This window comes from Corynebacterium canis (assembly GCF_030408595.1).
Lineage (GTDB): Bacteria > Actinomycetota > Actinomycetes > Mycobacteriales > Mycobacteriaceae > Corynebacterium > Corynebacterium canis.
In genome coordinates this window covers 1414662-1436859 of the sequence record NZ_CP047080.1, presented here as the reverse complement: position 1 = coordinate 1436859, position 22198 = coordinate 1414662, and the positions used below count along the sequence as shown (strand labels likewise).

The window sequence follows — 22198 nt, the reverse complement described above, 5'->3', positions numbered from 1 at the left end:
AGCTATCGGGGCAATAGCTCCCGCAGGAAGTTGCCCGTGTAGGACTCCGCAACCTGGGCGACCTCTTCGGGGGTTCCGGCGGCCACGACGGTACCGCCGCCTGCGCCGCCTTCCGGACCCATGTCGATGATCCAGTCCGCAGCCTTGATCACATCGAGGTTGTGTTCGATGATCAGGACGCTATTGCCCTTGTCCACGAGCCCCTGGATCACCAGCATCAATTTGCGGATGTCTTCGAAATGCAGGCCGGTGGTCGGCTCGTCCAGAATGTACACCGTCCGACCATTGGAACGCTTGTGCAATTCGGAGGCGAGCTTGACGCGCTGGGCCTCGCCACCGGACAGCGTCGTCGCGGATTGTCCCAAGCGCACATAACCCAAACCGACTTCCACCAAGGTGTTTAGGTAGCGGTGGATTGAGCCGATCGGGGCGAAAAACTCGGCGGCCTCGCTAATGGACATGTCCAACACCTGTGCGATGTTTTTGCCTTTGTACAAAACTTCGAGGGTTTCGCGATTGTAGCGAGCGCCACCACACACCTCGCAAGGCACATACACATCCGGCAGGAAGTTCATTTCGATCTTTAGGGTGCCGTCGCCGTGGCAGGCCTCGCAACGCCCACCCTTGACGTTAAAGGAGAAACGCCCCGGCTTGTAGCCCCGCACTTTCGCCTCGGTGGTTTCCGCAAACAAGGTGCGGATCTTATCAAACACACCGGTATAGGTCGCGGGGTTGGAACGCGGGGTGCGCCCGATCGGCGATTGATCCACCTGCACCAATTTGTCTAGGTGTTCGACACCCTCCACGCGCTTGGTTTTGCCCGGCACCTGGCGCGAACGATTAAGCTTATTCGCCAAGACTTTCGCCAAAATCTGGTTAATCAACGTGGATTTCCCGGACCCCGAAACGCCGGTAATGCAACACAGCACGCCCAAAGGAATATCGACATCGATGTCTTGGAGGTTGTTTTCGCGCGCGCCGACGATGCGGAGCTGCCGGTCGGGGTTGGCGGGGCGTCGAGAAGCGGGGACGCCGAGGACCTTGCGGCCGGAAAGGTAATCGCCGGTGATGGAGTTTTTGCACTTTTCGATGCCGCGCGGCGGGCCCTGGTACACAACCTCACCGCCGAACTCGCCGGCGCGGGGTCCGATATCCACGAGCCAATCGGCGGCCTTGATCGTGTCTTCGTCGTGTTCGACCACGATCAAGGTATTGCCAATGTCGCGCAAATGTTCGAGAGTGGCGATGAGTCGCTGGTTGTCGCGCTGGTGCAACCCGATCGAAGGCTCGTCGAGCACATAGAGCACACCCGCCAAGCCGGAGCCGATCTGCGTGGCCAGCCGAATGCGCTGCGCCTCACCGCCGGACAGCGTGCCCGCGGCGCGATCGAGCGACAGGTAATTCAGGCCCACATCCAGCAGGAACTTCAGCCGCGCCTGGACCTCTTTCAACACCGCGCCCGCGATCATCGCCTCGCGGTGACCAAGGGTGAGGGAATCCAGGAACGCGGAGGCCTCCTCCACCGACATGCGAGTCAAACCTGCGATCGATTGTTCGCCATGGCTTTCGGAAGCCAGCCGGACCGCCAAAATCTCCGGCTTCAGGCGCGTCCCCTGGCAGGTCGGGCAGGCGACCTCGCGCATATAACTCAGCAGGCGTTCCTTTTGGGCGTCGGAATCCGTGTTTTCCAGTCGGCGCGTCAGGCTGGGCAACACACCTTCGAACGCGGAATTCCAATTGCGGGTGCGGCCATAACGATTCGTGTATTGCACGTTCACCTTGCGCCGCGAACCATGCAGGATCGCCTTGCGCTGCGCGGCCGTCAGCTCTGAAAACGGGGTGTTTACATCGAAGCCCATCACCGCGGCGAAACCGACCAGCAGCTTTTGGTAATAGCCCTCGCCGGCGCCCGACATCCACGGCTGGATCGCCTCCAATACCGGCGCGTCTGGGTCGGGAATCACCAGGTCAAGGTCCACTTCCAGGCGGGTACCCAGGCCATCGCACGCCGGGCAGGCGCCGTACGGAGAGTTAAAGGAAAACGAACGCGGCTCCAGCTCGTCCACGCCCAGGGTGTGCCCGTTCGGGCAGGCGAGTTTTTCGGAGAAGCGGCGCGTGCGGTGCGGGTGATCGTCGGGCAAGGTGAGGAAATCAAGCTCCACCACCCCATCGGCGAGCTGCAACGCAGTTTCGATGGAATCGGTGAGCCGTTGGCGCTGCGTGGGCTTGACCTGCAGGCGGTCCACCACCACCTCAATATCGTGCTTGATCTGCTTTTCCAAGGTGGGCGGATTGGTCAGCTGATGCACCTCGCCGTCGACGCGAACGCGCGCGTAACCCTGCGCCGCAAGGTTGGCAAATAGTTCCACGAATTCGCCCTTGCGGGTGCGCACCACCGGCGCCAGCACCTGAAACTTCAGGCCCTCCTCCATCGCCAGGATCTGGTCCACGATCTGCTGCGGGGTTTGGCGCTCGATCACGGCGTCGCATTCCGGGCAATGGGCGGTGCCTGCGCGGGCATAGAGCAGGCGGAGGTAATCGTAGACCTCCGTAATGGTGCCCACCGTGGAGCGCGGGTTGCGGTTGGTGGATTTTTGGTCGATCGAAACCGCTGGCGATAACCCTTCGATGAAATCTACGTCCGGTTTATCCATCTGCCCCAGGAATTGGCGGGCATAGGAGGACAGCGATTCCACGTACCGCCGCTGCCCTTCCGCGAAGATGGTGTCAAACGCCAACGAGGATTTCCCCGACCCCGAAAGCCCGGTAAACACCACCATCGTGTCACGTGGAATATCGATATCAACGCCCTTGAGGTTATGCTCCCGCGCGCCTCGCACAATCAGGCGATCAGCCATGCTTTGGACACCTTTCATTTCAGACCGCACCCACCATATCGAACAAACCACTAAAGCTCATGTTTGGTTACGCTGGCCGTATGACCACACTCTCGCTTCATCAGATTTCCGTGTCCGATATGGACAACAATTGCTATCTTCTCACCTGCGGGCAAGAAGCGTTACTTATCGACGCCGCGGATAACGCCCCCGCCCTCCTCCAACTCGCCGCCGACCTCGATGTGCGGATCACCCAAGTGGTAACAACGCACCGGCACGGCGATCACGTGCGCGCATTACCAGAAGTCCTGGCCGCCACGAATGCCACCCATATCGCCTCGGCGCTGGACGCCCCCGCATTGCCGTGCCCGGTGGACGTCGAAAAGCATGATGGGGACACGCTTACCTTTGCGGGGCATGAATTCCCGGTGCGAATCGTACGTGGGCACACTGAAGGGGGCATGGTAATCGCCGCCGAAATCGACGGCCGCACTCACCTCTTTGTTGGGGATAGCCTGTTTCCCGGCGGCGTGGGTAAGACGAACTCGCCGGCCGAATTTAAGCAATTGCTCGACGATGTAACCGAACGAATTTTCGCAGAATATCCCGACGATGCCATCGTGCATCCGGGGCACGGCAAGCCGACCACGCTGGGTACGGAGCGTCCGCACCTCGACGAATGGCGGCAACGGGGCTGGTAAATAGGTGTTTGAGTCCGGCAATTCAGCAGCGCAAGTGCGGAAGTTTCCGTACACTCGAATACGCCTCATCCGCGAAACTTAAAGGAGCTTTACAGCAATGATCCGTAAGCTTGCACGCCCAATGCTGGCGTCCGTGTATGTCGCCGATGGTGTGGACACGCTCATTAACACCGATGAACACGTCGAGGGCACCCAAGCCGTGATCAGTCACGCGCGCACCGTCCTGCCCTACGAATACGCCCGCCAGATCCCGCGCGACCCCGAACTGGTCGCCCGATCCGTCGGCGCAACCAAGGTCGTAGCCGGCACGCTGCTCGCGCTGGGCAAGTTCCCGCGCCTTTCCGCAGGCGTACTGGCGGCGGTCTCCGTGCCCACCATTTTGGCCCGCCACGCCTTCTGGGAAACCCAGGACCCGGAGGAAAAGAAAAACCGCCGAAACGGGTTTACCACCAGCGTTGCCCTGCTCGGCGGGTTGATCATCGCCTCCGCCGATACCGCCGGCAAGCCCGGCCTGAAATGGCGCGCAACCCGCGCGGCGAAGGACGCCAATAAGGCGATCCAACAGGCCCTGCCCACCAAGAGCGAAACCGAAAAGTTTGCCGATTCCGCCCAGGAAACCGCATCTGCGTTCGCCTCCAACGCCCGCAACTTCCTCGAGGAAGCGGCCGAAACCGTCGGCGGATACGCAGACCAGGCGCGCGACTATGTGGAGGACAATAAAGACGATTGGTTGGACCGCGCGCAGCACCACGCCACGGCCGCGCGTTCCCGCTTGGTCAAGGCGGCGGCCGCCACGCAGGCACGCGCCGACGAGCTTTCCGAGCAGGCCGAAGCCTACGCCGGGCGGCGTTCCAAGAAGCTGCGCAAAGCGGCGGCCGTGTACCAGAAGCGCGCCGATAAAGCGCTGGTCCGGGCGCAAAAGAAGCTGACCAAGAAGTTCGATATTTAACGGTTTTGGCGCCTTCTCGGCCGCGCTAGTGGCATAACCGGCGGAATATAGGGCACACTGGTGGGCCGAACATTCCGCTGGTTTCCAAAGGAGAAGGTGCCCCCATGGAAAATGTTGCCGCTACGGAAATCGCGGCCGAACAGGAGTATGTGAGCTCCCTGTTCGCTCGGTTGGACGCCGAAGTGCAACGCTCCAACGAACGGCTCGCGGAGGTTATGCTGCGCGTCGACCGCGCCAACCCTGACGCCGAAGCGCTCGTCGAACGTGAGACCGAATACCATGCGTTGAATAGGAAACTTGATCGGCTCAACTTGGCGCAGCTAGGCCTAGTGTTTGGGCGTATCGACGTCGCGGCCGCCGAACCGGAAAACCCCGTACCCGAGCGCCCAGACCTAGACCGCCGCTATATCGGCCGCATGGGTTTAGATGCCCGCGAAGACAACTACCGCACCTTGTTGCTGGATTGGCGCGCGCCGATGGCGCGGGCGTTCTACCTGGCCACTACGGCGCACCCGGAGGGCGTGGAGACCCGCCGCCATATTCGAACAAAGGGCCGATCTGTCGTTGGGGTGGACGATGAAAACCTCGCCGGCGATCAAGTCGGCCCAGAGCGCGCCGACGTCAGCAGCGAATCCGCGCTGTTCCGCGCCTTGGAGGCCGCCCGCACCGGGTTTATGACCGATATCGTGGAAACCATCCAACGCGAGCAGGACGAGATCATCCGCGATACCACGCGCGGCGTCATGGTTGTTGAGGGCGGCCCCGGAACCGGTAAAACGGCCGTGGCCCTGCATCGCATCGCATATTTGCTCTATACCTGGCGCGAGCAATTGGCCAAGACCGGCGTCTTGATCATCGGCCCCAACGCCACGTTTTTGGATTACATCTCGCGCGTGCTCCCCGAACTCGGCGAGACCGGTGTCGTGCTTTCCACCATCGGCGACCTCTACCCCGGCGTGCACGGCCGCGCCCCGGAATCGCTGCTGACCAGGGAAATCAAGGGCAGCGCGGAAATGGCCCACATTCTCGACCACGCAGTCAAGGCCTATCAAACCTTGCCCGAGGAACCCCTCACCCTCACCGTCGAGGGCATAGCGTTGCGTGTCGACGCCGCGCTGGTAAAGAAATCACGGACCCGCGCCCGCCGTTCCCGCCAACCGCACAACCGTGCGCGTTCGGTATTTCGCGAGCATATGCTGGAGCAGCTCGCCGGGCTGCTAGCGGAAACAATCGGTGCCGACCCATTGGGTGGGAAAAACCTGCTTTCCGGAGGGGATATTGCCCAGCTCCACGAGGACCTCGCGGAGGAGGCGCACGTCATGGAACTTATCGATTCGTTTTGGCCGCCGCTGGAACCGCGTGAGGTTTTGCGCGATTTGCTCGAAAACGCGGATCGAATAGACGTTGCAGCATCCGAATATGATGACGAAACCCGCGCGGCGCTTTTGCGCCCGGCCGGATCCGAATGGGCCGCCTCCGACGCAGCCTTGCTCGACGAACTTGCCGTATTGATCGGCATCGCCGACCCGGCGGAAGCCCAAGCCGAGGCCGACCGCCAGTGGCAAGAACAGATCGAGGAGGCGCAAGAAGCGCTGGATATCCTGACGGGATCCGCTTCCCAAGACCTCGACGACGGCTTCGATGCGGAAATCCTGATGGCGCACGACGTCATCGACGCCGAAACCCTGGCCGCCCGCCAAAAAATCCGGGACGTCCGTTCCACCGCGGAACGCGCCCAAGCCGACCACACCTGGGCATATGGCCACGTCGTGGTGGATGAAGCGCAGGAGCTTTCCCCCATGGAATGGCGCATGGTGATGCGCCGGTGCCCGTCCCGCTGGATGACCATCGTTGGAGATACCGCCCAAACGGGTTCCCCCGCCGGCGTGGATAGTTGGGCCGAAACCCTCGCCCCCTATGTCAAGCAGCGTTTCCGCAGGCACCAGCTGACGGTGAACTACCGCACACCCGCCGAAATCATGGAGGTGGCATTGCGCATCCTGCCAATGATCGCCCCAGAGCAGGAGCCCAGCCGATCCATTCGGCATACCGACACGCCCGTAACCTTCCTACCTGCGGGAACGGCTGCGGAACCGATCGCTGCGGCGATGCAATCCGCCCAACCCGACCGCCTTACCCACGTGATCAACGCCGGTAACGTCGCCGAGGTCAAAGGCCTGGAATACGACCACGTCATTTTGGAAAACCCCGCCCAGATCGTGGAACGCTCGCCCCAAGGTTGGCAAGACCTGTACGTGGCGCTGACCCGAGCCACCCAAACCCTTACCGTCATCGGCGAAATCCCCTCCCCCTGATCGTCGCAAGGCGGCAGCGCATAACCCCGATGTGTTGCACACGATCAATAAGGCCCGTTTTAACGGCCTGTAAGTGTGGCGCCCATACCCTAGCACCCCGCAAGGCCGCTGCGAGGATCAATTAGTGGCCCGCCACTTGATGGTTAAGTTGTGCCACGTGATATTTTTTACATCAAAATCGCGTTTTTGATGTAATTTCTTACGCGCCTGGCTGATTTCGCGGCCGAATTTGATATTTTTTACACCAGAACGCGAAATCTGTGTAAAAAATTTCATGTGCGGCACACAACTGAATTGCCTCCAGTTTAATATCTCGGTTTTGGCTCCGCAATAGCCGATTTCGGGCGGATGGATGCCCGCCCAACCCGCGGAGGCACCTTTTGGGGCTCTGGGCACTGGGCCTGAGCCAGCAAACCGGTCCCCCACGCTGGCACTGGATTGCCACGCCGGGCTAACACACGCCAAGCCAGGTCCGGGTGCGGCAAGCTCGTAACCCAAAGGCAGAAAGAGGCCCCATATCGCATGTTTATTCGAAAGCGTGGAAATGGAAACGCCGCTCGGTGAGATGTGTTACCGGGCGGCGTTGAGTGGCGATGCGATGCCTGTTAGCTCACGGTGTGAACGATCATGACGTCGCACTGCGATTGGCGGGCAACGTCGGCGGGCACGGAGCCAAGCAACCGGCCGGTAAGGGAGTTAATGCCTCGGTTACCCACGACCAGTAGGTCGGCCTGGTTCTCATTCACAATGCTCATCAATGCCTCAACCGGGGTGCCCGGCTTGATGCAGGTTTCGATATTCTTGGCACCGGCGGCCCTGGCGGCGGAAGCTGCGGTTTCCAGATTCTTTTGAGCCGGATCGTCGCCCAAGACGGTGACGGAGTCCTGGCGCAAGGTCTTGGATGCATCTTCTTTGGTCTCGTAATATGCGCAACCAATAATCAGGGTCGCATCGAATGCACCTGCGATTGCGGCGGCACGCTCTACCGCAAGCAAGGAGGATTTGGAGCCATCCGTGCCAACGACGATTTTTTTGTAATCGCTCATTATGAACCTTCCCAATGGGTCTTGTAAGCCGCTAATATCCTAGCATTCGACCCTCCGATAATAAGCCTCTTTTCCTAGATTCCCGCCTCCCGCATGCCGCGGAGTTCCTTCTTCAAATCCGCGATCTCATCGCGCAAGCGTCCTGCCAGCTCAAACTTGAGTTCGCGGGCCGCCGCACCCATCTGAGCAGTGAGTTCATCGATGAGCTTTTGCACCTGACCCTGTGGCATCGAGCTCACGTCGGGCCGCTCCACAACGGCGACGTCAGCCGCGGCGTCGATAGGCGTGTCTTCGTACACTTGGTCGAGGATATCGGCGATCTTTTTGCGCAATGGCTGCGGGTCGATCCCGTGCTCCTCGTTATAGGCGATCTGGCGGGCGCGGCGACGATTCGTCTCATCGATCGCCTGCTGCATCGAATCCGTGATCCGATCGGCATACATATGCACCTCGCCGCCAACGTTGCGCGCGGCACGGCCAATCGTCTGAATGAGCGAACGCGTGGAGCGCAAAAACCCTTCCTTATCCGCGTCCAAAATGGACACCAGCGACACCTCGGGCAGGTCCAAACCCTCGCGCAGCAGGTTAATGCCAACCAGCACATCATATTCGCCAAGCCGCAGCTGGCGCAGCAATTCCACGCGCTGCAAGGTATCTATATCGGAGTGCAAATAGCGCACGCGCACCCCGTGCTCAAGCAAATAATCCGTAAGGTCTTCGGCCATTTTTTTGGTCAGCGTAGTCACCAACACACGTTCGTTTTTCTCGGTGCGCTGCCGAATCTCGTAGATCAAATCATCGATCTGCCCAGACGTGGGTTTCACAACTACTTTCGGATCAACCAAGCCGGTCGGGCGGATCACCTGTTCGACGAATTCGCCCCCGGCGGCCGCCATTTCATAATCGCCAGGGGTGGCGGACATATACACGCATTGCCCCTTGCGGTCATCGAACTCCTGCCAGGTCAGCGGGCGGTTATCCAGCGCCGACGGCAGGCGAAACCCGAAATCCACCAGGTTGCGCTTTCGCGATGCGTCGCCTTCGTACATACCGCCGATCTGCGGCACCGTCACGTGAGACTCGTCGATGATCGTAAGGAAATCCTCTGGGAAGTAATCAATCAGCGTGGCGGGCGCGGACCCGGCCTCGCGGCCGTCAATATGCCGGGAGTAATTCTCAATGCCCGAGCAAAAGCCCACCTGTTCGATCATTTCAAGGTCGTACTCGGTGCGCATCCGCAGCCGCTGCGCCTCCAGCAATTTGCCGCGATTTTCCAGGTCTGCCAAGCGCTGCGCCAGCTCCTCCTTGATCGCGGCCACGGCTTTTTCCATGCGTTCCGGCCCGGCAACGTAGTGCGTGGCGGGGAAGATCCGCACCTCGTCGGATTGCCGGATCACATCACCGGTGAGCGGATGAATGTAGTACAAAGAATCGATCTCATCGCCGAAGAACTCCACCCGCACCGCCAGCTCCTCGTAGGCCGGGATGATATCCACGGTGTCGCCTTTTACGCGGAACGTGCCGCGGGTAAACGCGACGTCGTTGCGCCCGTATTGGATATCCACGAGCAGCCGCAGGAAGCGATCGCGTTCGATCTCCTCGCCCACCTGCAGCACCACCGAGCGATCCAGGTAGGACTGCGGCGTGCCCAGGCCGTAGATACAGGAAACGGAGCTCACCACCACCACATCGCGACGCGAAAGCAAGTTCGAAGTTGCGGAGTGGCGGAGGCGTTCCACATCCTCGTTGATCGAGGAATCCTTTTCAATATAGGTATCCGTCTGCGCGATATACGCCTCCGGCTGGTAGTAGTCGTAGTAGCTCACGAAGTACTCCACGGAGTTGTTCGGCAACAGCTGCCGCAGCTCGTTGGCCAGCTGCGCTGCCAGCGTTTTATTCGGCGCCATCACCAGCGTCGGGCGCTGCACCTGCTCGATCAGCCACGCGGCGGTGGCGGATTTGCCGGTGCCGGTGGCGCCCAACAGCACGATATCGCGCTCCCCGCGTTGGATGCGTTCCGTGAGTTCCTTGATCGCCGCGGGCTGGTCCCCCGCCGGTTGATATTCGGAAACAACTTCGAATTTCCCTTCGGCGCGTTCGACCTCCCCAACGGGGCGGAATTCGGATACGGACAATACGGGGTGCTCAGCAGCGAAAGCCATGCCTCCTATGGTAAGCGAAGTTGCTTGGCCAGCTGTTCCACTTGCGGCACCAGCGCCTCAATATCGCCATTGTTATCAATCACAATATCGGCCGCCGCATTGCGCTCCGCATCGCTAATTTGCTGCGCCAATCTGCGGCGCGCATCCGCTTCGTCGAGCCCGCGGTAGCGCACCAATCTGGCGATGCGGATTTCCGGATCCGCGTGCACAACCACCACCGTGTCCATCTCGCGGTGCAGCCCATTGTCCACCAATAACGGCATGTCATAGACCACTTCCTCGTGCCCTTCCGCGACGGCGTCGGCGAATCTGCGCGCGGTTTCCGCAGCGATTTTCGGGTGCGTGATCGCATTGAGCAGCGCCGTGGATTCCGGCGAGGAAAACGCCAGCCGGGCGAGTTCCGCGCGATTAAGGTGACCGTCCGCAAGCACGATCCCAGGGCCGAATGCGTTTACTAATTCCTCCAACGCCGGCTGCCCCGGTTCGACGATATCGCGCGCGATCTGGTCCGCGTCAATAATGCAAAACCCGGCCCGCGCCAGCAGGCTCGCTACCGTTGATTTTCCGCTTCCAATTCCGCCTGTAAGCCCGATCTTTTTCAGTCCCATGCGCTCCAACCTACAAGGATTTCTCGGGCGGCGATGACCCCAAAGTTGCTTATCGACGCCGCGGCTCCCGCACCTCCACCGCCGCACCCAACGTGATCGGCGCATAAAAAAGATCCCCGCCGCGGACCGGCGGGGATCGAAAAGCGCGGGTTAGACGGTAACCTCGATCACTGGGGTGGTCAGGGTAACGCTATCCGCGGGAACACCAGCGACGGATTCCAGCTTCTTGGTGTTCATCACAACCACCGGGGTGATCAGCGGGTAACCTGCCTCTTTGATCACGGCGGGGTCGAAGGTGATCAGCGGGTCGCCGGCCTTGACGTCCTGCTTGCGCTCCACATGGGTGGTAAAGCCCTTGCCATTGAGCTGGACGGTATCCATGCCCACGTGAATCAGCAGCTCCACGCCGGATTCCAAACGCATGGCAACGGCGTGACCGGTCTTTTGCACGATCAGCATCTTGCCGTCCGCCGGGGCGTAGACGGTATTGCCGGTAGGTTCGATGGCGATGCCCTTACCCATGGTCTCGCCTGCGAATACCGGATCATCGATATCCGTCAACGCAATGGCGCGGCCCTCCAGCGGCGCGGTAATGGAAACCTTGGTGCCCGGCACCAACTGGGGCTTTGCGGGCGCAGTAGCTACCGCACCGCCGGCAGCCGCGCCGGCGCCGAGGGGCTCGGCTGCGGGGGCAGGCGCGGCGTCGATACCCTCTTGTTCAGCCTTGAGCGCGGCGATGGCGGCCTCGTTCTCCGCGCGCATATTGGCCTGCTCCTCCTTCGTGCGGTAATCGAAGAACACCACGAGCAAGAAGGAAGTAAAGAACGCAACGGCGATACCGATGGCGTAACCACCCATCGGGTCCATGGCGGGCACGGTCAGCAACGAAGTAAACACGAAGGCGTTTGCCTTGACGTCAAACAAGCCCATGACCACACCACCGGCGAAACAGCCGGGCAGCAGGCGCATATAGGACTTGCGGAAACGCAGCAACACACCGTAGAGGGACGGCTCCGAAATACCACCGAGCAGACCGGCCATCATGCCACCGAAGGACACCTGGCGCATCTGCCGGTTGCCTTCCTTCAGCGACACCACCATCACGCCCGTGACCACGCCGAAGCAGGCGAAGTTCCAGGCGCCCATGGGGCCTTGGATAAAGTCATAACCCAGGGTGGCGATGTTCTGAATCATAATGGCGTTCAGCGGCCAGTGCAGGCCCAACGGCACCAAGAACGGATACAGCAGCGGCACCACAATGGCCAAAATCAGCGGCGAGAAACCATTCACTGCGCTCAGGAAAGCGGAAATACCGTTACCCACGCCGATGCCGAATGGGCCGAGCAGGAACGCCGTCGCCGGGATCAGAATCAGCAGCGAGAAGAACGGCACGAACACCATGTGCACGGCGGAAGGAATGACCTTCTTCAGCAGCTTTTCCAGCCAGAACAGCGCGATCGCGGCCAGGATCGGGGGGAACACCTGTCCGCCGTAATCGCTCAGCACCATCGGAATGCCGAACACGTCCACGGTAAAGATTTCCGCGCCGACATTGTTCTGGGTCACCACCGTTTCCGGCAATTCCTTCATCTTCAGGAACTCCGGGGTGAGCAGCGCGGCCGGGATGGCGGCGCCGACCCACTCGTTTGCGCCCAGCTTACGGGCCGCGGTGGCACCCACCATCACCGGCAGGAAGTAGAACACGCTGCGCCACATGGCGTGCATAAACTGGAACGTCGGCGGCTGTTCCTCCGCGCGGAAATCCTGCACGCCGAAGGTATCCAGAAGCACCAGGATCGTAATAATCAGCGAGGCGCCGAGCAGGGCCCACAGCACGGGGCGGAAGGTATCGGATAGGAATTCGAAGCAATAATCGATCCAGCCGTATTTGCCGCGTACGCCGCCGTAATCCTTTTTGCCGCTGTCCGCCTTGGGGCGTTCGCCGTCCCCCATGCCCGGCTGCTGCAAAATCCCCTGGTAGTAGTCGGCGACGCCGCCGCCCATAACCACCTGGAGGCCGTTGGTTCCCTGCGGCACGACACCGAGGACTTCTGGGTGCCCGTCCAACGCTTTCTGATCGATCAAACTTTGATCCGCAACTTGGAAGCGCAACCGCGTTGCACAGTGAGTCAAGCTCGTAATGTTCGCTGCGCCGCCCATCTTTTCAAGGATGAACTGCGACGTGGTCATTGTCTTTGATGCCACGAACACACCTTTCTTTTGGGAACCCCCCGGTTAGCGGATTGCACGCGGACGCCACCACAGGAAGGTTGCACTGGATATGATCTCTGGCCCACCGCTTATAGCAACAGACCAGGGTTATAGTCGAAAATTCGAGCAATGCCCAAGTGTGCCCGCATCCTTCGACCGTTCCCAATATCATATGCCCGAACCCAATAAAATCCAAGACATTCGGGCACAAATGTGGGAGAGATTATTCACTTAACCTGCGGCGTTACCACCATGAAGCCGATAAATGACATCGCCACAATGCCCGCATTTGGCCCCCACCTCCCCCGGAAAGGTGATGCGTGGTCATAACCAGGTTTGTGTTAGGCAGTATCGCTATGCCCACTGGTATGTACCCGAGAGCCGCCGATTTTTGGAACATATGGCCACATATAACCACCCTTGCAGCAAGGTAACAGCGGCACTAAACGCCCGGGTTTGCTGTGGTAGCCGACACAATAGGGCGTACCGCGTTGCGCGCTTCACACCCGCCGTCACTTTCGCTGAAATTTTCGAATCGCTGACAGGGTGCCGCACTGGTATTAACATGGCCTCATGGTGCAACTCCCATCACGCAAGGTATGGCCCCAACAATCAGACGGTTCATTCGAGCTGGCCGAAATTCAAACCCGCGCCGCGCGCCCCGGCGAACTTGACATGTTGCGCGAGCGCTGGGGTTGCAGCTACACCCCCGTCGCGGCGGGCGAAAGCGGCGAGGCTGTCGCCGCGCTGGTCACCGCAGGCAACCTTGAATTACTCTGGCAACACCTCGTACTCACGTTCCCAGAACACGGCTTATGGCCGGTGGTTACGGACCTAGAAGAGTACCGCGGCGACCCCCTCGGCGTGCTCCGCGAATTCCTAGCCGGACCAGCGGAAATCACCGAAGACGCGGAGGCCTTTTTCCGCCGCCGATACAGCGATCCGGACTTCCGCACCTACGCGGTACCGCACCCACCGTTCACACATTTGGCCCGCTTTACGACGTCCGGCACCCGCCATCGCCTCGCCCCCGCCGACGTCCCCGCTAATTACGGTTTATTGGTGGTGCCCACGACCCGTCCGGCGGATATCCCGGCGGCGCTGGGCTGGCTGGGCGGCACCAATTACGATATCCTCGGCCCCGATGTCAGCGCCGTGCTCCGCAGCTGGGAGGACCGCTTCGGCGCGGTGCTGATGCAACTCAACCCGGATTTCCTCACGCTGCAGGTCCCCCATCCCCCGACGGATCCGGGCGAACAGGTGCAGGCGGCGCTGGAGCATTATCTCTTTTGCCCCGACAATATCGAACAAGGCACCCAAACTTTCGAAAACTATGTGCCGGCCATACCGGCTCTCGCATGGGCGTTCTGGTGGGATTAGCCGCGAGCGAGGCAAAGCAAAAGCCTTCCCAGCCCGGCCGGAAAATCGGCGAGGTATAGGAAGGCTTGTACTTTCAGGCGTTAGTTGCCAGCGAGCTTTTCGCGCAGTGCTGCGAGCTGCTCGTCGGATGCCAGCGAACCAGCGACCTCGGCGGCGTCGGCAGCAGCAGGTGCCTCCGCGGCGTCGGAAGTGTATTCGCCTGCGCCGGACTCTGCAGCGGCGTCGGCAGCGTAGCGGTGGCGTTCGATCTGAGCGGTGTGCAGCTGGAAGCGACGCTCGGACTCTGCGTAGCGTGCCTCCCACTCCTGGCGCTGAGCGTCGAAGCCTTCGAGCCATTCGTTGGTCTCGGGGTCGAAGCCTTCAGGGAAGATGTAGTTACCCTGCTCATCGTAGGAGTCGCCCATGCCGTACTTGGACGGATCGAAGTCTTCGGTGTAGTCCTCGTCGGCCTGCTTCAGCGACAGGGAGATGCGGCGGCGCTCAAGGTCAATATCAATAACCTTGACCATTGCCTCTTCCCCGACGCCCACAACCTGGTCCGGCACCTCAACGTGGCGCTCGGCCAGCTCGGAGATGTGGACGAGGCCTTCGATGCCTTCCTCGACGCGGACGAACGCACCGAACGGCACCAGCTTGGTGACCTTACCAGGCACGATCTGGCCCACAGCGTGGGTGCGGGCGAAGACGCGCCACGGATCCTCCATGGTGGCCTTCAAGGAAAGGGACACGCGCTCGCGGTCGAGATCAACGTCGAGAACCTCGACGGTCACTTCGTCACCAACGGTGACAACCTCGGACGGGTGATCGATGTGCTTCCAAGACAGTTCGGAAACGTGCACCAGACCGTCTACACCGCCCAAATCGACGAACGCGCCGAAATTGACGATGGAGGACACAACGCCCTTGCGGACCTGGCCCTTCTGCAGCTGGTGCAGGAACTCGGAACGCACCTCGGATTGGGTCTGCTCGAGCCAAGCGCGACGCGAAAGCACAACATTGTTGCGGTTCTTGTCCAGCTCGATGATCTTAGCTTCGATCTCCTGACCAATGTACGGATCCAGGTCACGAACGCGACGCATTTCAACGAGGGAAGCAGGAAGGAAACCGCGCAGGCCGATGTCCAGGATGAGACCACCCTTGACAACCTCAATAACGGTACCGGTAACCGGCTCGTCCTTCTCCTTGAGTTCCTCAATGGCACCCCAAGCGCGCTCGTACTGGGCGCGCTTCTTGGAAAGGATGAGACGGCCTTCCTTGTCCTCCTTGGTCAAAACCAGAGCGTCGATTTCGTCGCCGACCTGGACGACCTCGCCCGGATCGACATCGTGCTTGATGGAAAGCTCGCGGGAGGGAATCACACCCTCGGTCTTGTAGCCGATGTCGAGCAGTACCTCGTCGCGGTCAACCTTAACGACGGTACCTTCCACGATATCGCCATCGTTGAAGTACTTGATGGTTGCGTCGACTGCGGCGAGGAAGTCCTCAGCGGTGCCGATGTCGTTGATGGCAACCTGAGGGGTGTTGTTGGTGGGCATATAAAGTGCTCCGAATGCGGATAGGAATAGAAAACGGACAGGAAGCGAGTCTCTCAAAAATACTGTTGAACACAGGCTTTGATCCCGCCCGCTACCACTTTCCACCCTCCTATGTAAGCGAAACGCGCTAACGAGCACAGACACGCTCTTTCAAAGCTACAGCGTTTGCCCAGCTAAAGCAAATAGAATCGCACCGTATGAGGAACTTCACCGGCACCGATCCGGATGACCAAGAATCTTCCCGCGCAAACCGCACTTGGTGGGACTTGGACGCACGCAACTACCACGAGGAGCATACAAACTATCTCCAGGGATTTTATTGGTGCCCCGAAATGCTTCACGAAAAAGACATTCGTTTACTCGGCGATGTCCGCACCTCCCACGTCCTCGAAATAGGCTGCGGATCTGCTCCCTGCTCCCGTTGGTTAGCCGACGACGGCGTTGGCTTTATCACCGCATTTGATATTTCCGCGAATATGCTGCAATTCGGCCGCGAACCCAAAATACCTCTCGTGCAAGCTGACGCCGTGCATATGCCCTACGCCAGCAATATTTTCGACGTCGCGTTCTCGGCGTTTGGCGCCATCCCCTTCGTCGCAGACACCGCCGCCCTAATGCGGGAGGTAGCGCGCGTTTTAAAACCCGGCGGCCGGTTTGTGTTCTCCGTCACCCACCCAATGCGATGGATCTTCCCCGACGATCCGGGCCCTGAAGGCCTCACCGTATACACCAGTTACTTTGACCGCAGCCCATACGTTGAACGCGACAATGCCACCGGGAAAATCACATATGTGGAACACCACCGCACCCTCGGCGACCGCATCCGCGAACTCCGCCAAGCCGGGTTTATTCTCAACGACCTTATCGAACCCGAATGGCCCGAGCACCTCACCGAGGAATGGGGCCAGTGGTCCCCGCTGCGCGGCAAGCTATTTCCCGGCACGGCAATATTCGTGGCCGAACTTGCACGCTAATCAGTACTCCACCCAACCGGCACCAGGCGGAACATCGCCGAAGCGATCGAGGTTTTGGTAGTCCTCATTCCAGCTGTACCGAGCGGTTACGCTGCCGGAGGCATCTGCGGTGGATTGGCCTTCCAGCGCGTACCGGAATTCGATAAACACATCATCGTCATCCCCAAGCCAAATCCGATAAGGCTCAAAAGCGAACGGCTGATCAGTCGCGCGCGTCACATACACGCCATTGTGGAACAACATCACCTGATGCGGCGAGGAGGCCGTGCCGCGATCAATCTTCAGCAGGATCCAGGAAAGCTCCGCACACGGATCGTAGGTATCTGTGGGGCTATTCAAGCTCCAATGGTTTTCGGCGGGATCATAATCATCAGGGAACGGCCGAGGCACCTGGGCGAGGTGCTTTTCCAGGGCCTGTTGGCCAGTCAGATTCTGGCACTTCTGGCCGTCAGACGATGTGGCCGCCTGGCTGGAAGATTCCGAACCGGACGAGGTTGCGCTCGTCGCTTGATCAGTTCCGGCGATGGCCGAAGTGCTATCACCGGTGCTGGAAACCCCGCTCGTGGCCGCCGAACCCTCGGCGGAGGTTCCGGCCGTGGACGTTTGGGTATTTTGCCCCGCAAATGGATTGTCGCAAGCAGCGAGCATACAAGAAAGTACGCACGTTGCAACGGCTACTTTTGTAAAGGCTAAACGCTGCGTGGCCATGAGTAACTCAACTCCTTCTTGTCTTATCCAACGTGTTATGCAACGACGTATAAAACTTCGCCCAAGGAACCCGGGTTAAATCACTTGAGGAGTAATAGTTTTTTCAATAGGAGTATCGGGTGGATTATGTATACGTTACCATATTTCCATTCACGCACTCTACCCCTATTAAAATTTAGGCCACAAATAAATTACTAATAGGAAACGACTCGGCCGGAAAATAAAACCTTTCCAAACTAATGGGCCGCCGCATCCCAATCGGGGCCGACACCAATGGAAACCTCCAAAGGAACCGAAAGCTTGATCGCTTGATCCATCTCCCGTTCGAGGATCTCCTTGACCACCTCCAGCTCGCCGGGCACAACGTTAATCACCAATTCGTCGTGTACCTGCAGCAGCATGGTGGATTCGAGGTTGCCGGAGCGCAACGCGGCGTCGATACGCACCATGGCAACCTTGATAATGTCCGCGGCCGTGCCCTGAATGGGCGCGTTCAAGGCGGCGCGTTCGGCGTTTTCGCGCGCCACACGGTTATCGGAATTCAGCTCGGGCAAATAGCGGCGGCGGCCGAATAGCGTGGAGGTATAGCCGTCGCGGCGGGCCTGCTCCACCACCGAATCCAGGTAACGCTTCACCCCGCCAAAACGTTCGAAATAGGTCTCCATGATTCCCTTTGCCTCCCCCGGCGGAATGCCCAATTGCTGCGACAGACCGAACGCCGAAAGGCCATACACGAGGCCATAGGACATGGCCTTAACGCGGCGGCGCAATTCTGGGGTGACCTCGTTGATACCCACGTTAAACACCTTGGAACCGACGTAGTTGTGCAGGTCCTCGCCCTTACTGTAGGCGTCGATAAGCCCGGGGTCTGCGGACAGGTGCGCCATCACGCGCATCTCAATCTGCGAATAGTCCGCCGTAATCAGCAAATCCGACTCCCCGTTCGAAACGAAAGCGGAGCGAATTTTCCGGCCCGCCGGGGTGCGCACCGGGATATTCTGCAAGTTCGGATCGGTGGAACTCAGGCGACCCGTGGACGTCACCGTCTGCTGGAACGTGGTGCGAATCCGGCCATCGGGCTGCACCGCCTTGATAAGCCCGTCGAGCGTAGTCTTCATTTTCTGGTACTCGCGGTGCGCCAATAAATGATCCAAGAACGGGTGCGGCGACTTCACCGCAAGCGCCTCAATTTCCTTCGCCGCCGTGGAATAACCGGTCTTGATCTTCTTGGTTTTCGGCAAACCCAGGGTTTCAAACAGCACCACCTGCAGCTGCTTGGGGCTCGAAAGGTTTAGCGAGGGATCGCTCACCAGTTCGCGCGCGGCGGCTTCGGCTTCGGCGACCTTATCAACGTAAACCTCACGCTGCTCCTCAAGGCGCGCAACATTCACGGCGATGCCGGTTTCCTCCATGCGCGCCAAAACGCCCGCCAACGGCACCTCAAGTTCCTGATACAACTCAAAGGAATCAATGGCCTGCAATTGTTTGGTCAGCTCCACCGTAAGATCCAGGATTGCGGCCGCATGATCGACAAGTTCGCGGGAATTATCCGGCACATCTAATAGCGAAAGCTGGCCGGATTGCGCCTCCGGAAGCTGCCGCTGCAGATGGCGCTGCAGGACGTCGATAAGCTCATACGTTCGCTGGCCTGGACGCAGCAGGTAAGCCGCAATCGCAGTGTCATGGGTGACGCCCTGCAACGGCAAACCCCGCCCATGCAACATGTGGTACGCAGCCTTCGCGCCGTGCAAATACTTCGGACTATCGGAAGCCAACCACTCGGCCAACGCCTGCTCGTCCTCGGGCGTGACCTCGCGCAAATCCACGATAATGCTGCGGTAATCCTGATCCAGCAACGCCACCACCCAGGCATCGCCCTCGCCCGGCGTGGCATCACCAGTAACCGCCATGGCAAGCCCACGCCCGCGGCGCTTAGGCAACCAGGTGCGCACCGGCTCGGACTCGATAACAAGTTCGGTGGGCTCTTCAGTCTCGGCCGGTTCGGAGTCGCCGGTATCAATGACACCCAGCACCCGCTCCCGCAAATTCGTTCCAAACTGGAGCTGGTCGAACTGCTCTGCGATTTCCGCGGCGTTGGCTGGGCGGAACTCCAGCTCGTTAGGCCGATACGGCAACTCCAAATCCTTGACCATCTCCGTCAACCGGCGGTTCAAACGCACCTGGTCAAGGCGCTCACGCAGATTATTGCCCGCGCGGCCTTTAATATCCGCCGCGTGCTCCAACAGGTTTGTCAGCGAACCGTATTCCTTAATCCACTTCGTGGCGGTCTTCTCCCCCACGCCCGGAATATTCGGCAGATTATCCGACGGGTCCCCCCGCAGCGCCGCGAAATCCGGATATTGCTCCGGCGTTAAACCGTACTTTTCTTCGACCGCCGCCGGGGTAAAACGATGCAACACGCTCACCCCGCGCATCGGGTACAGCACCGTGGTGGAATCATTGACCAATTGGAACGAATCCCGATCGCCGGTGACCACGAGGGTTTCAAAATTGAGCGGCTGCGCCGCCGTGGCCAGCGTGGCAATAATGTCATCTGCCTCGAAATTGTCCAGTTGCATCGTGACAATGCCCAGCGCGTTCAGCACCTCTTGGATCAGCTCGACCTGGCCGCGGAACTCCTCCGGCGCCGCCTCCCGTTGCGCCTTATACTCGGGAAACATTTCCGTACGGAAGGTATTGCGCCCAACATCGAACGCAACGGCGATGTGCGTGGGGCGCTCCTCCTTCAGCAGGGACGTCAACATCGAAAGAAAACCGTACACCGCGTTGGTGTGCTGGCCACCGGTGGTTGAAAAATTCTCGGCGGGCAGCGCATAAAACGCACGGAAGGCCATCGAATGACCATCAATAAGCATGAGGCGAGGTCGAGTTCCAGTCACCCGCCCGATTGTAAACCACGCCCGTCCCCCACGCGTGGGGTGACAGCCCCCAGCAGCCGATTTCTCATAAGCCCGCACAATGCGCTAACATCATCCACGCAGCGAATGCCCCAGTAGCCCAATTGGCAGAGGCAACGGATTCAAAACCCGTCCAGTGTGAGTTCGAGTCTCACCTGGGGCACAGCACCCAAACCCCTGTTAGCCGGGATTTTCCCAGGCTGAGAGGGGTTTTTTCGGTTTCGGCGCTGGTTGCGTCAAAGCCGCAGGCACAACGCCACGTTTGAGCCGCCCATCGCCGCGTCCGCACTCCCCTGCATACGGGCTCCAGGATTTATCGGGCAAGGCAACCCTGAGTACAATGATCGCAGTGCGGTCGCTGGCAAACCCCAGGCCAAGGGCATAAAATTCGCTACCCCGCAGCCCGGAGGGCCGGCGTTTTGCAGCGTTGCACGCCTAGTTCCAACCTGTCGGGTGAAAGATTGAGCAAAACCCAATGAGCATTCCCCAGAGCATCGATGTTTCCACCGGGTCCACGTGGTGCGACCAGAAGTTCGTTGGCGCCCACTTTTACCGCTCCACTCTTCGAAAGCTGCAGAAGGTGGCTACCGTGGCTGACGACGGCGCGCTTCGCTTTCCCGTAAGCCTCGTGCCCGAGCCAGACAATCCCTATTCACAGTCAGGCTGCGCGATTTCCGTGCGCTGGAATGGGAAAACGATCGGCCACCTTCCCGACGATGATGCCACCAAGTATTGGCCGGAATTGTGCCGTATCGCGGCTTCCGGGCATGTTGCCACGGCGCACGCGCGGCTGTGGTTCCGGGGCAGCCTGCGCGACGAGAACACCAAGTTGTTCGGTTCCGTGGATGTGCGGAAACCCGGCCAGTGGGTGCCGCTAAACGATCCGCCATTGGAGGGATATGCCTTTATTCCGCAGGGTGGCCGCATCCAGGTGACCAAGGAGGCGGATCATTTCGATGTGCTGCAGGATTTCGTGCCGCCGCAGGGTACGGGCTTACTGATTGTGACGTTGCACCGCGTGTTGGTGGGCAAGAATGGGGATTTACCGCGCGTTGAGGTCCGCCTCGACGGCGAACGCGTTGGCGAATTAAGCAAGATTTCCAGCGAAAAACTACTGCCCGCCGTTGAGTACTTCGAAACGTTGGGCTTATCGACGTCGTGCATAGCCCAAATCAAAGGCTCTTCCCTCGCCGCCGAACTGATTCTGTTAGCCCAAAAAGCCACGGAAATGGGTGACGAATTATTAAATCCCGAGATTTCCCCCTTGCCGGTGCTCGTCGAATTTGAGGCAAACCCGCAAAACTACGAAGTGCCCGCTGCCTGGCAACCCTCAGGCGACGATAAGAAACGCAAGGTCGCACCCGCGAGCAGCGATGATCCGCTCGGCGATGCGCTGCTGGCGGAGTACTACAAGTCTGTGGTTCATCCGGCTGGAAATCCACCCGCCCCGGCGGCAAACTTTGGCCCTCAGGCGCCACAAATGCCTCAGGTGCTGCCGGCGGCACAATTCCCACAGGTACCCTCGATGTCCCACATGCCGCACATGCAACCGGCGGTGCCCTTTGCGTATGCGCCGCAGCAACGGCCCGCCTACGCCGTACGGGTTCCTACTAAGGATTTCTCAACATATTTGGCGTTGGCCATCGTGGGCGGCTGGTTGGGCCTTCATCATTTTTATATGGGTAGCGCGGGTAAAGGCGTGGTGTACTTCCTTACCGGTGGGCTATTTGCCATTGGCTGGATCATTGACATCCTCACTGCAAAACGCCAGTTTAACGCCGCAATGACCATCATCGTTCAGCCTTCTTAACAACGGGGTCTATTCACGAGCCCTGTTCGAGCGAAGAAGTACAC

General features: G+C 59.7%; 14 protein-coding genes and 1 tRNA gene. 7 read left to right on the top strand and 8 right to left on the bottom strand.

Going from position 1 to position 22198, the window contains the following annotated elements:
• Nucleotides 1-2: 2 nt before the first annotated feature.
• Nucleotides 3-2858 (bottom strand): excinuclease ABC subunit UvrA, encoded by a 2856-nt coding sequence (gene uvrA, locus CCANI_RS06305; RefSeq protein WP_146325546.1) that lies wholly within the window; start codon nucleotides 2856-2858, stop codon nucleotides 3-5.
• An 80-nt stretch (nucleotides 2859-2938) separates the two neighbouring features.
• Between uvrA and CCANI_RS06300 the strand changes: the two genes are divergently transcribed.
• From CCANI_RS06300 to CCANI_RS06290, 3 genes are all read left to right on the top strand, one after another.
• On the top strand, nucleotides 2939-3538 hold the full coding sequence (locus CCANI_RS06300) for an MBL fold metallo-hydrolase (protein ID WP_146325547.1): 600 nt from the start codon (nucleotides 2939-2941) through the stop codon (nucleotides 3536-3538).
• Between the two features lie 97 nt (nucleotides 3539-3635).
• Entirely contained in the window at nucleotides 3636-4487 is an 852-nt protein-coding gene (locus CCANI_RS06295) for a DoxX family protein (RefSeq protein ID WP_146325548.1), read from the top strand.
• 104 nt (nucleotides 4488-4591) lie between these two features.
• Nucleotides 4592-6802: a HelD family protein gene (locus tag CCANI_RS06290; RefSeq protein ID WP_146325549.1), complete on the top strand. Its 2211-nt coding sequence runs from the start codon at nucleotides 4592-4594 to the stop codon at nucleotides 6800-6802.
• A 605-nt stretch (nucleotides 6803-7407) separates the two neighbouring features.
• Here CCANI_RS06290 and CCANI_RS06285 read toward each other — a convergent pair.
• From CCANI_RS06285 to CCANI_RS06270, 4 genes are all read right to left on the bottom strand, one after another.
• Complete coding sequence (locus CCANI_RS06285) at nucleotides 7408-7848, bottom strand: universal stress protein (protein WP_146325550.1); 441 nt, start codon at nucleotides 7846-7848, stop codon at nucleotides 7408-7410.
• Nucleotides 7849-7922: 74 nt separating this feature from the next.
• Entirely contained in the window at nucleotides 7923-10010 is a 2088-nt protein-coding gene (gene uvrB, locus CCANI_RS06280) for an excinuclease ABC subunit UvrB (RefSeq protein ID WP_146325551.1), read from the bottom strand.
• Nucleotides 10011-10015: 5 nt separating this feature from the next.
• The gene (gene coaE / locus CCANI_RS06275; protein WP_146325558.1) at nucleotides 10016-10612 is read right to left on the bottom strand and encodes a dephospho-CoA kinase; all 597 of its coding nucleotides are present in this window, start codon (nucleotides 10610-10612) and stop codon (nucleotides 10016-10018) included.
• Between the two features lie 156 nt (nucleotides 10613-10768).
• Entirely contained in the window at nucleotides 10769-12823 is a 2055-nt protein-coding gene (locus tag CCANI_RS06270) for a glucose PTS transporter subunit IIA (RefSeq protein WP_146325552.1), read from the bottom strand.
• A gap of 579 nt (nucleotides 12824-13402) precedes the next feature.
• Here CCANI_RS06270 and CCANI_RS06265 point away from each other — a divergent pair.
• On the top strand, nucleotides 13403-14209 hold the full coding sequence (locus CCANI_RS06265) for a DUF4253 domain-containing protein (RefSeq protein WP_146325553.1): 807 nt from the start codon (nucleotides 13403-13405) through the stop codon (nucleotides 14207-14209).
• Between the two features lie 80 nt (nucleotides 14210-14289).
• Here CCANI_RS06265 and rpsA read toward each other — a convergent pair whose 3' ends face one another.
• Entirely contained in the window at nucleotides 14290-15744 is a 1455-nt protein-coding gene (gene rpsA, locus CCANI_RS06260; RefSeq protein ID WP_146325554.1) for a 30S ribosomal protein S1, read from the bottom strand.
• 197 nt (nucleotides 15745-15941) lie between these two features.
• On the opposite strand from rpsA, the gene CCANI_RS06255 reads away from it, so the two are divergent.
• On the top strand, nucleotides 15942-16718 hold the full coding sequence (locus tag CCANI_RS06255) for a class I SAM-dependent methyltransferase (protein ID WP_146325555.1): 777 nt from the start codon (nucleotides 15942-15944) through the stop codon (nucleotides 16716-16718).
• On the opposite strand, the gene CCANI_RS06250 is transcribed toward CCANI_RS06255, so the two are convergent.
• Nucleotides 16719-17366, bottom strand: coding sequence for an LppP/LprE family lipoprotein (locus CCANI_RS06250; RefSeq protein WP_186750393.1), 648 nt, complete (start codon nucleotides 17364-17366; stop codon nucleotides 16719-16721).
• Between the two features lie 296 nt (nucleotides 17367-17662).
• Nucleotides 17663-20302: a DNA polymerase I gene (gene polA, locus CCANI_RS06245; RefSeq protein WP_146325559.1), complete on the bottom strand. Its 2640-nt coding sequence runs from the start codon at nucleotides 20300-20302 to the stop codon at nucleotides 17663-17665.
• Between the two features lie 131 nt (nucleotides 20303-20433).
• Here polA and CCANI_RS06240 point away from each other — a divergent pair.
• A tRNA-Leu gene (locus CCANI_RS06240) sits at nucleotides 20434-20507 on the top strand.
• A 312-nt stretch (nucleotides 20508-20819) separates the two neighbouring features.
• Nucleotides 20820-22154 carry an NINE protein gene (locus CCANI_RS06235; protein ID WP_146325557.1) on the top strand — a complete coding sequence of 445 codons (1335 nt, stop codon included), beginning with the start codon at nucleotides 20820-20822 and terminating at the stop codon, nucleotides 22152-22154.
• The last annotated feature ends 44 nt before the right edge of the window (nucleotides 22155-22198 follow it).

Bases quoted from the DNA above. Each gene is read 5' to 3' on its own strand.
- rpsA (WP_146325554.1), bottom strand. From the start codon at position 15,744: ATGCCCACCAACAACACCCCTCAGGTTGCCATCAACGACATCGGCACC.
- CCANI_RS06235 (WP_146325557.1), top strand. From the start codon at position 20,820: ATGAGCATTCCCCAGAGCATCGATGTTTCCACCGGGTCCACGTGGTGC.
- uvrB (WP_146325551.1), bottom strand. From the start codon at position 10,010: ATGGCTTTCGCTGCTGAGCACCCCGTATTGTCCGTATCCGAATTCCGC.
- CCANI_RS06290 (WP_146325549.1), top strand. From the start codon at position 4,592: ATGGAAAATGTTGCCGCTACGGAAATCGCGGCCGAACAGGAGTATGTG.
- uvrA (WP_146325546.1), bottom strand. From the start codon at position 2,858: ATGGCTGATCGCCTGATTGTGCGAGGCGCGCGGGAGCATAACCTCAAG.
- CCANI_RS06250 (WP_186750393.1), bottom strand. From the start codon at position 17,366: ATGCTCGCTGCTTGCGACAATCCATTTGCGGGGCAAAATACCCAAACG.
- CCANI_RS06300 (WP_146325547.1), top strand. From the start codon at position 2,939: ATGACCACACTCTCGCTTCATCAGATTTCCGTGTCCGATATGGACAAC.
- CCANI_RS06295 (WP_146325548.1), top strand. From the start codon at position 3,636: ATGATCCGTAAGCTTGCACGCCCAATGCTGGCGTCCGTGTATGTCGCC.
- CCANI_RS06255 (WP_146325555.1), top strand. From the start codon at position 15,942: ATGAGGAACTTCACCGGCACCGATCCGGATGACCAAGAATCTTCCCGC.
- polA (WP_146325559.1), bottom strand. From the start codon at position 20,302: ATGCTTATTGATGGTCATTCGATGGCCTTCCGTGCGTTTTATGCGCTG.
- CCANI_RS06265 (WP_146325553.1), top strand. From the start codon at position 13,403: ATGGTGCAACTCCCATCACGCAAGGTATGGCCCCAACAATCAGACGGT.
- CCANI_RS06285 (WP_146325550.1), bottom strand. From the start codon at position 7,848: ATGAGCGATTACAAAAAAATCGTCGTTGGCACGGATGGCTCCAAATCC.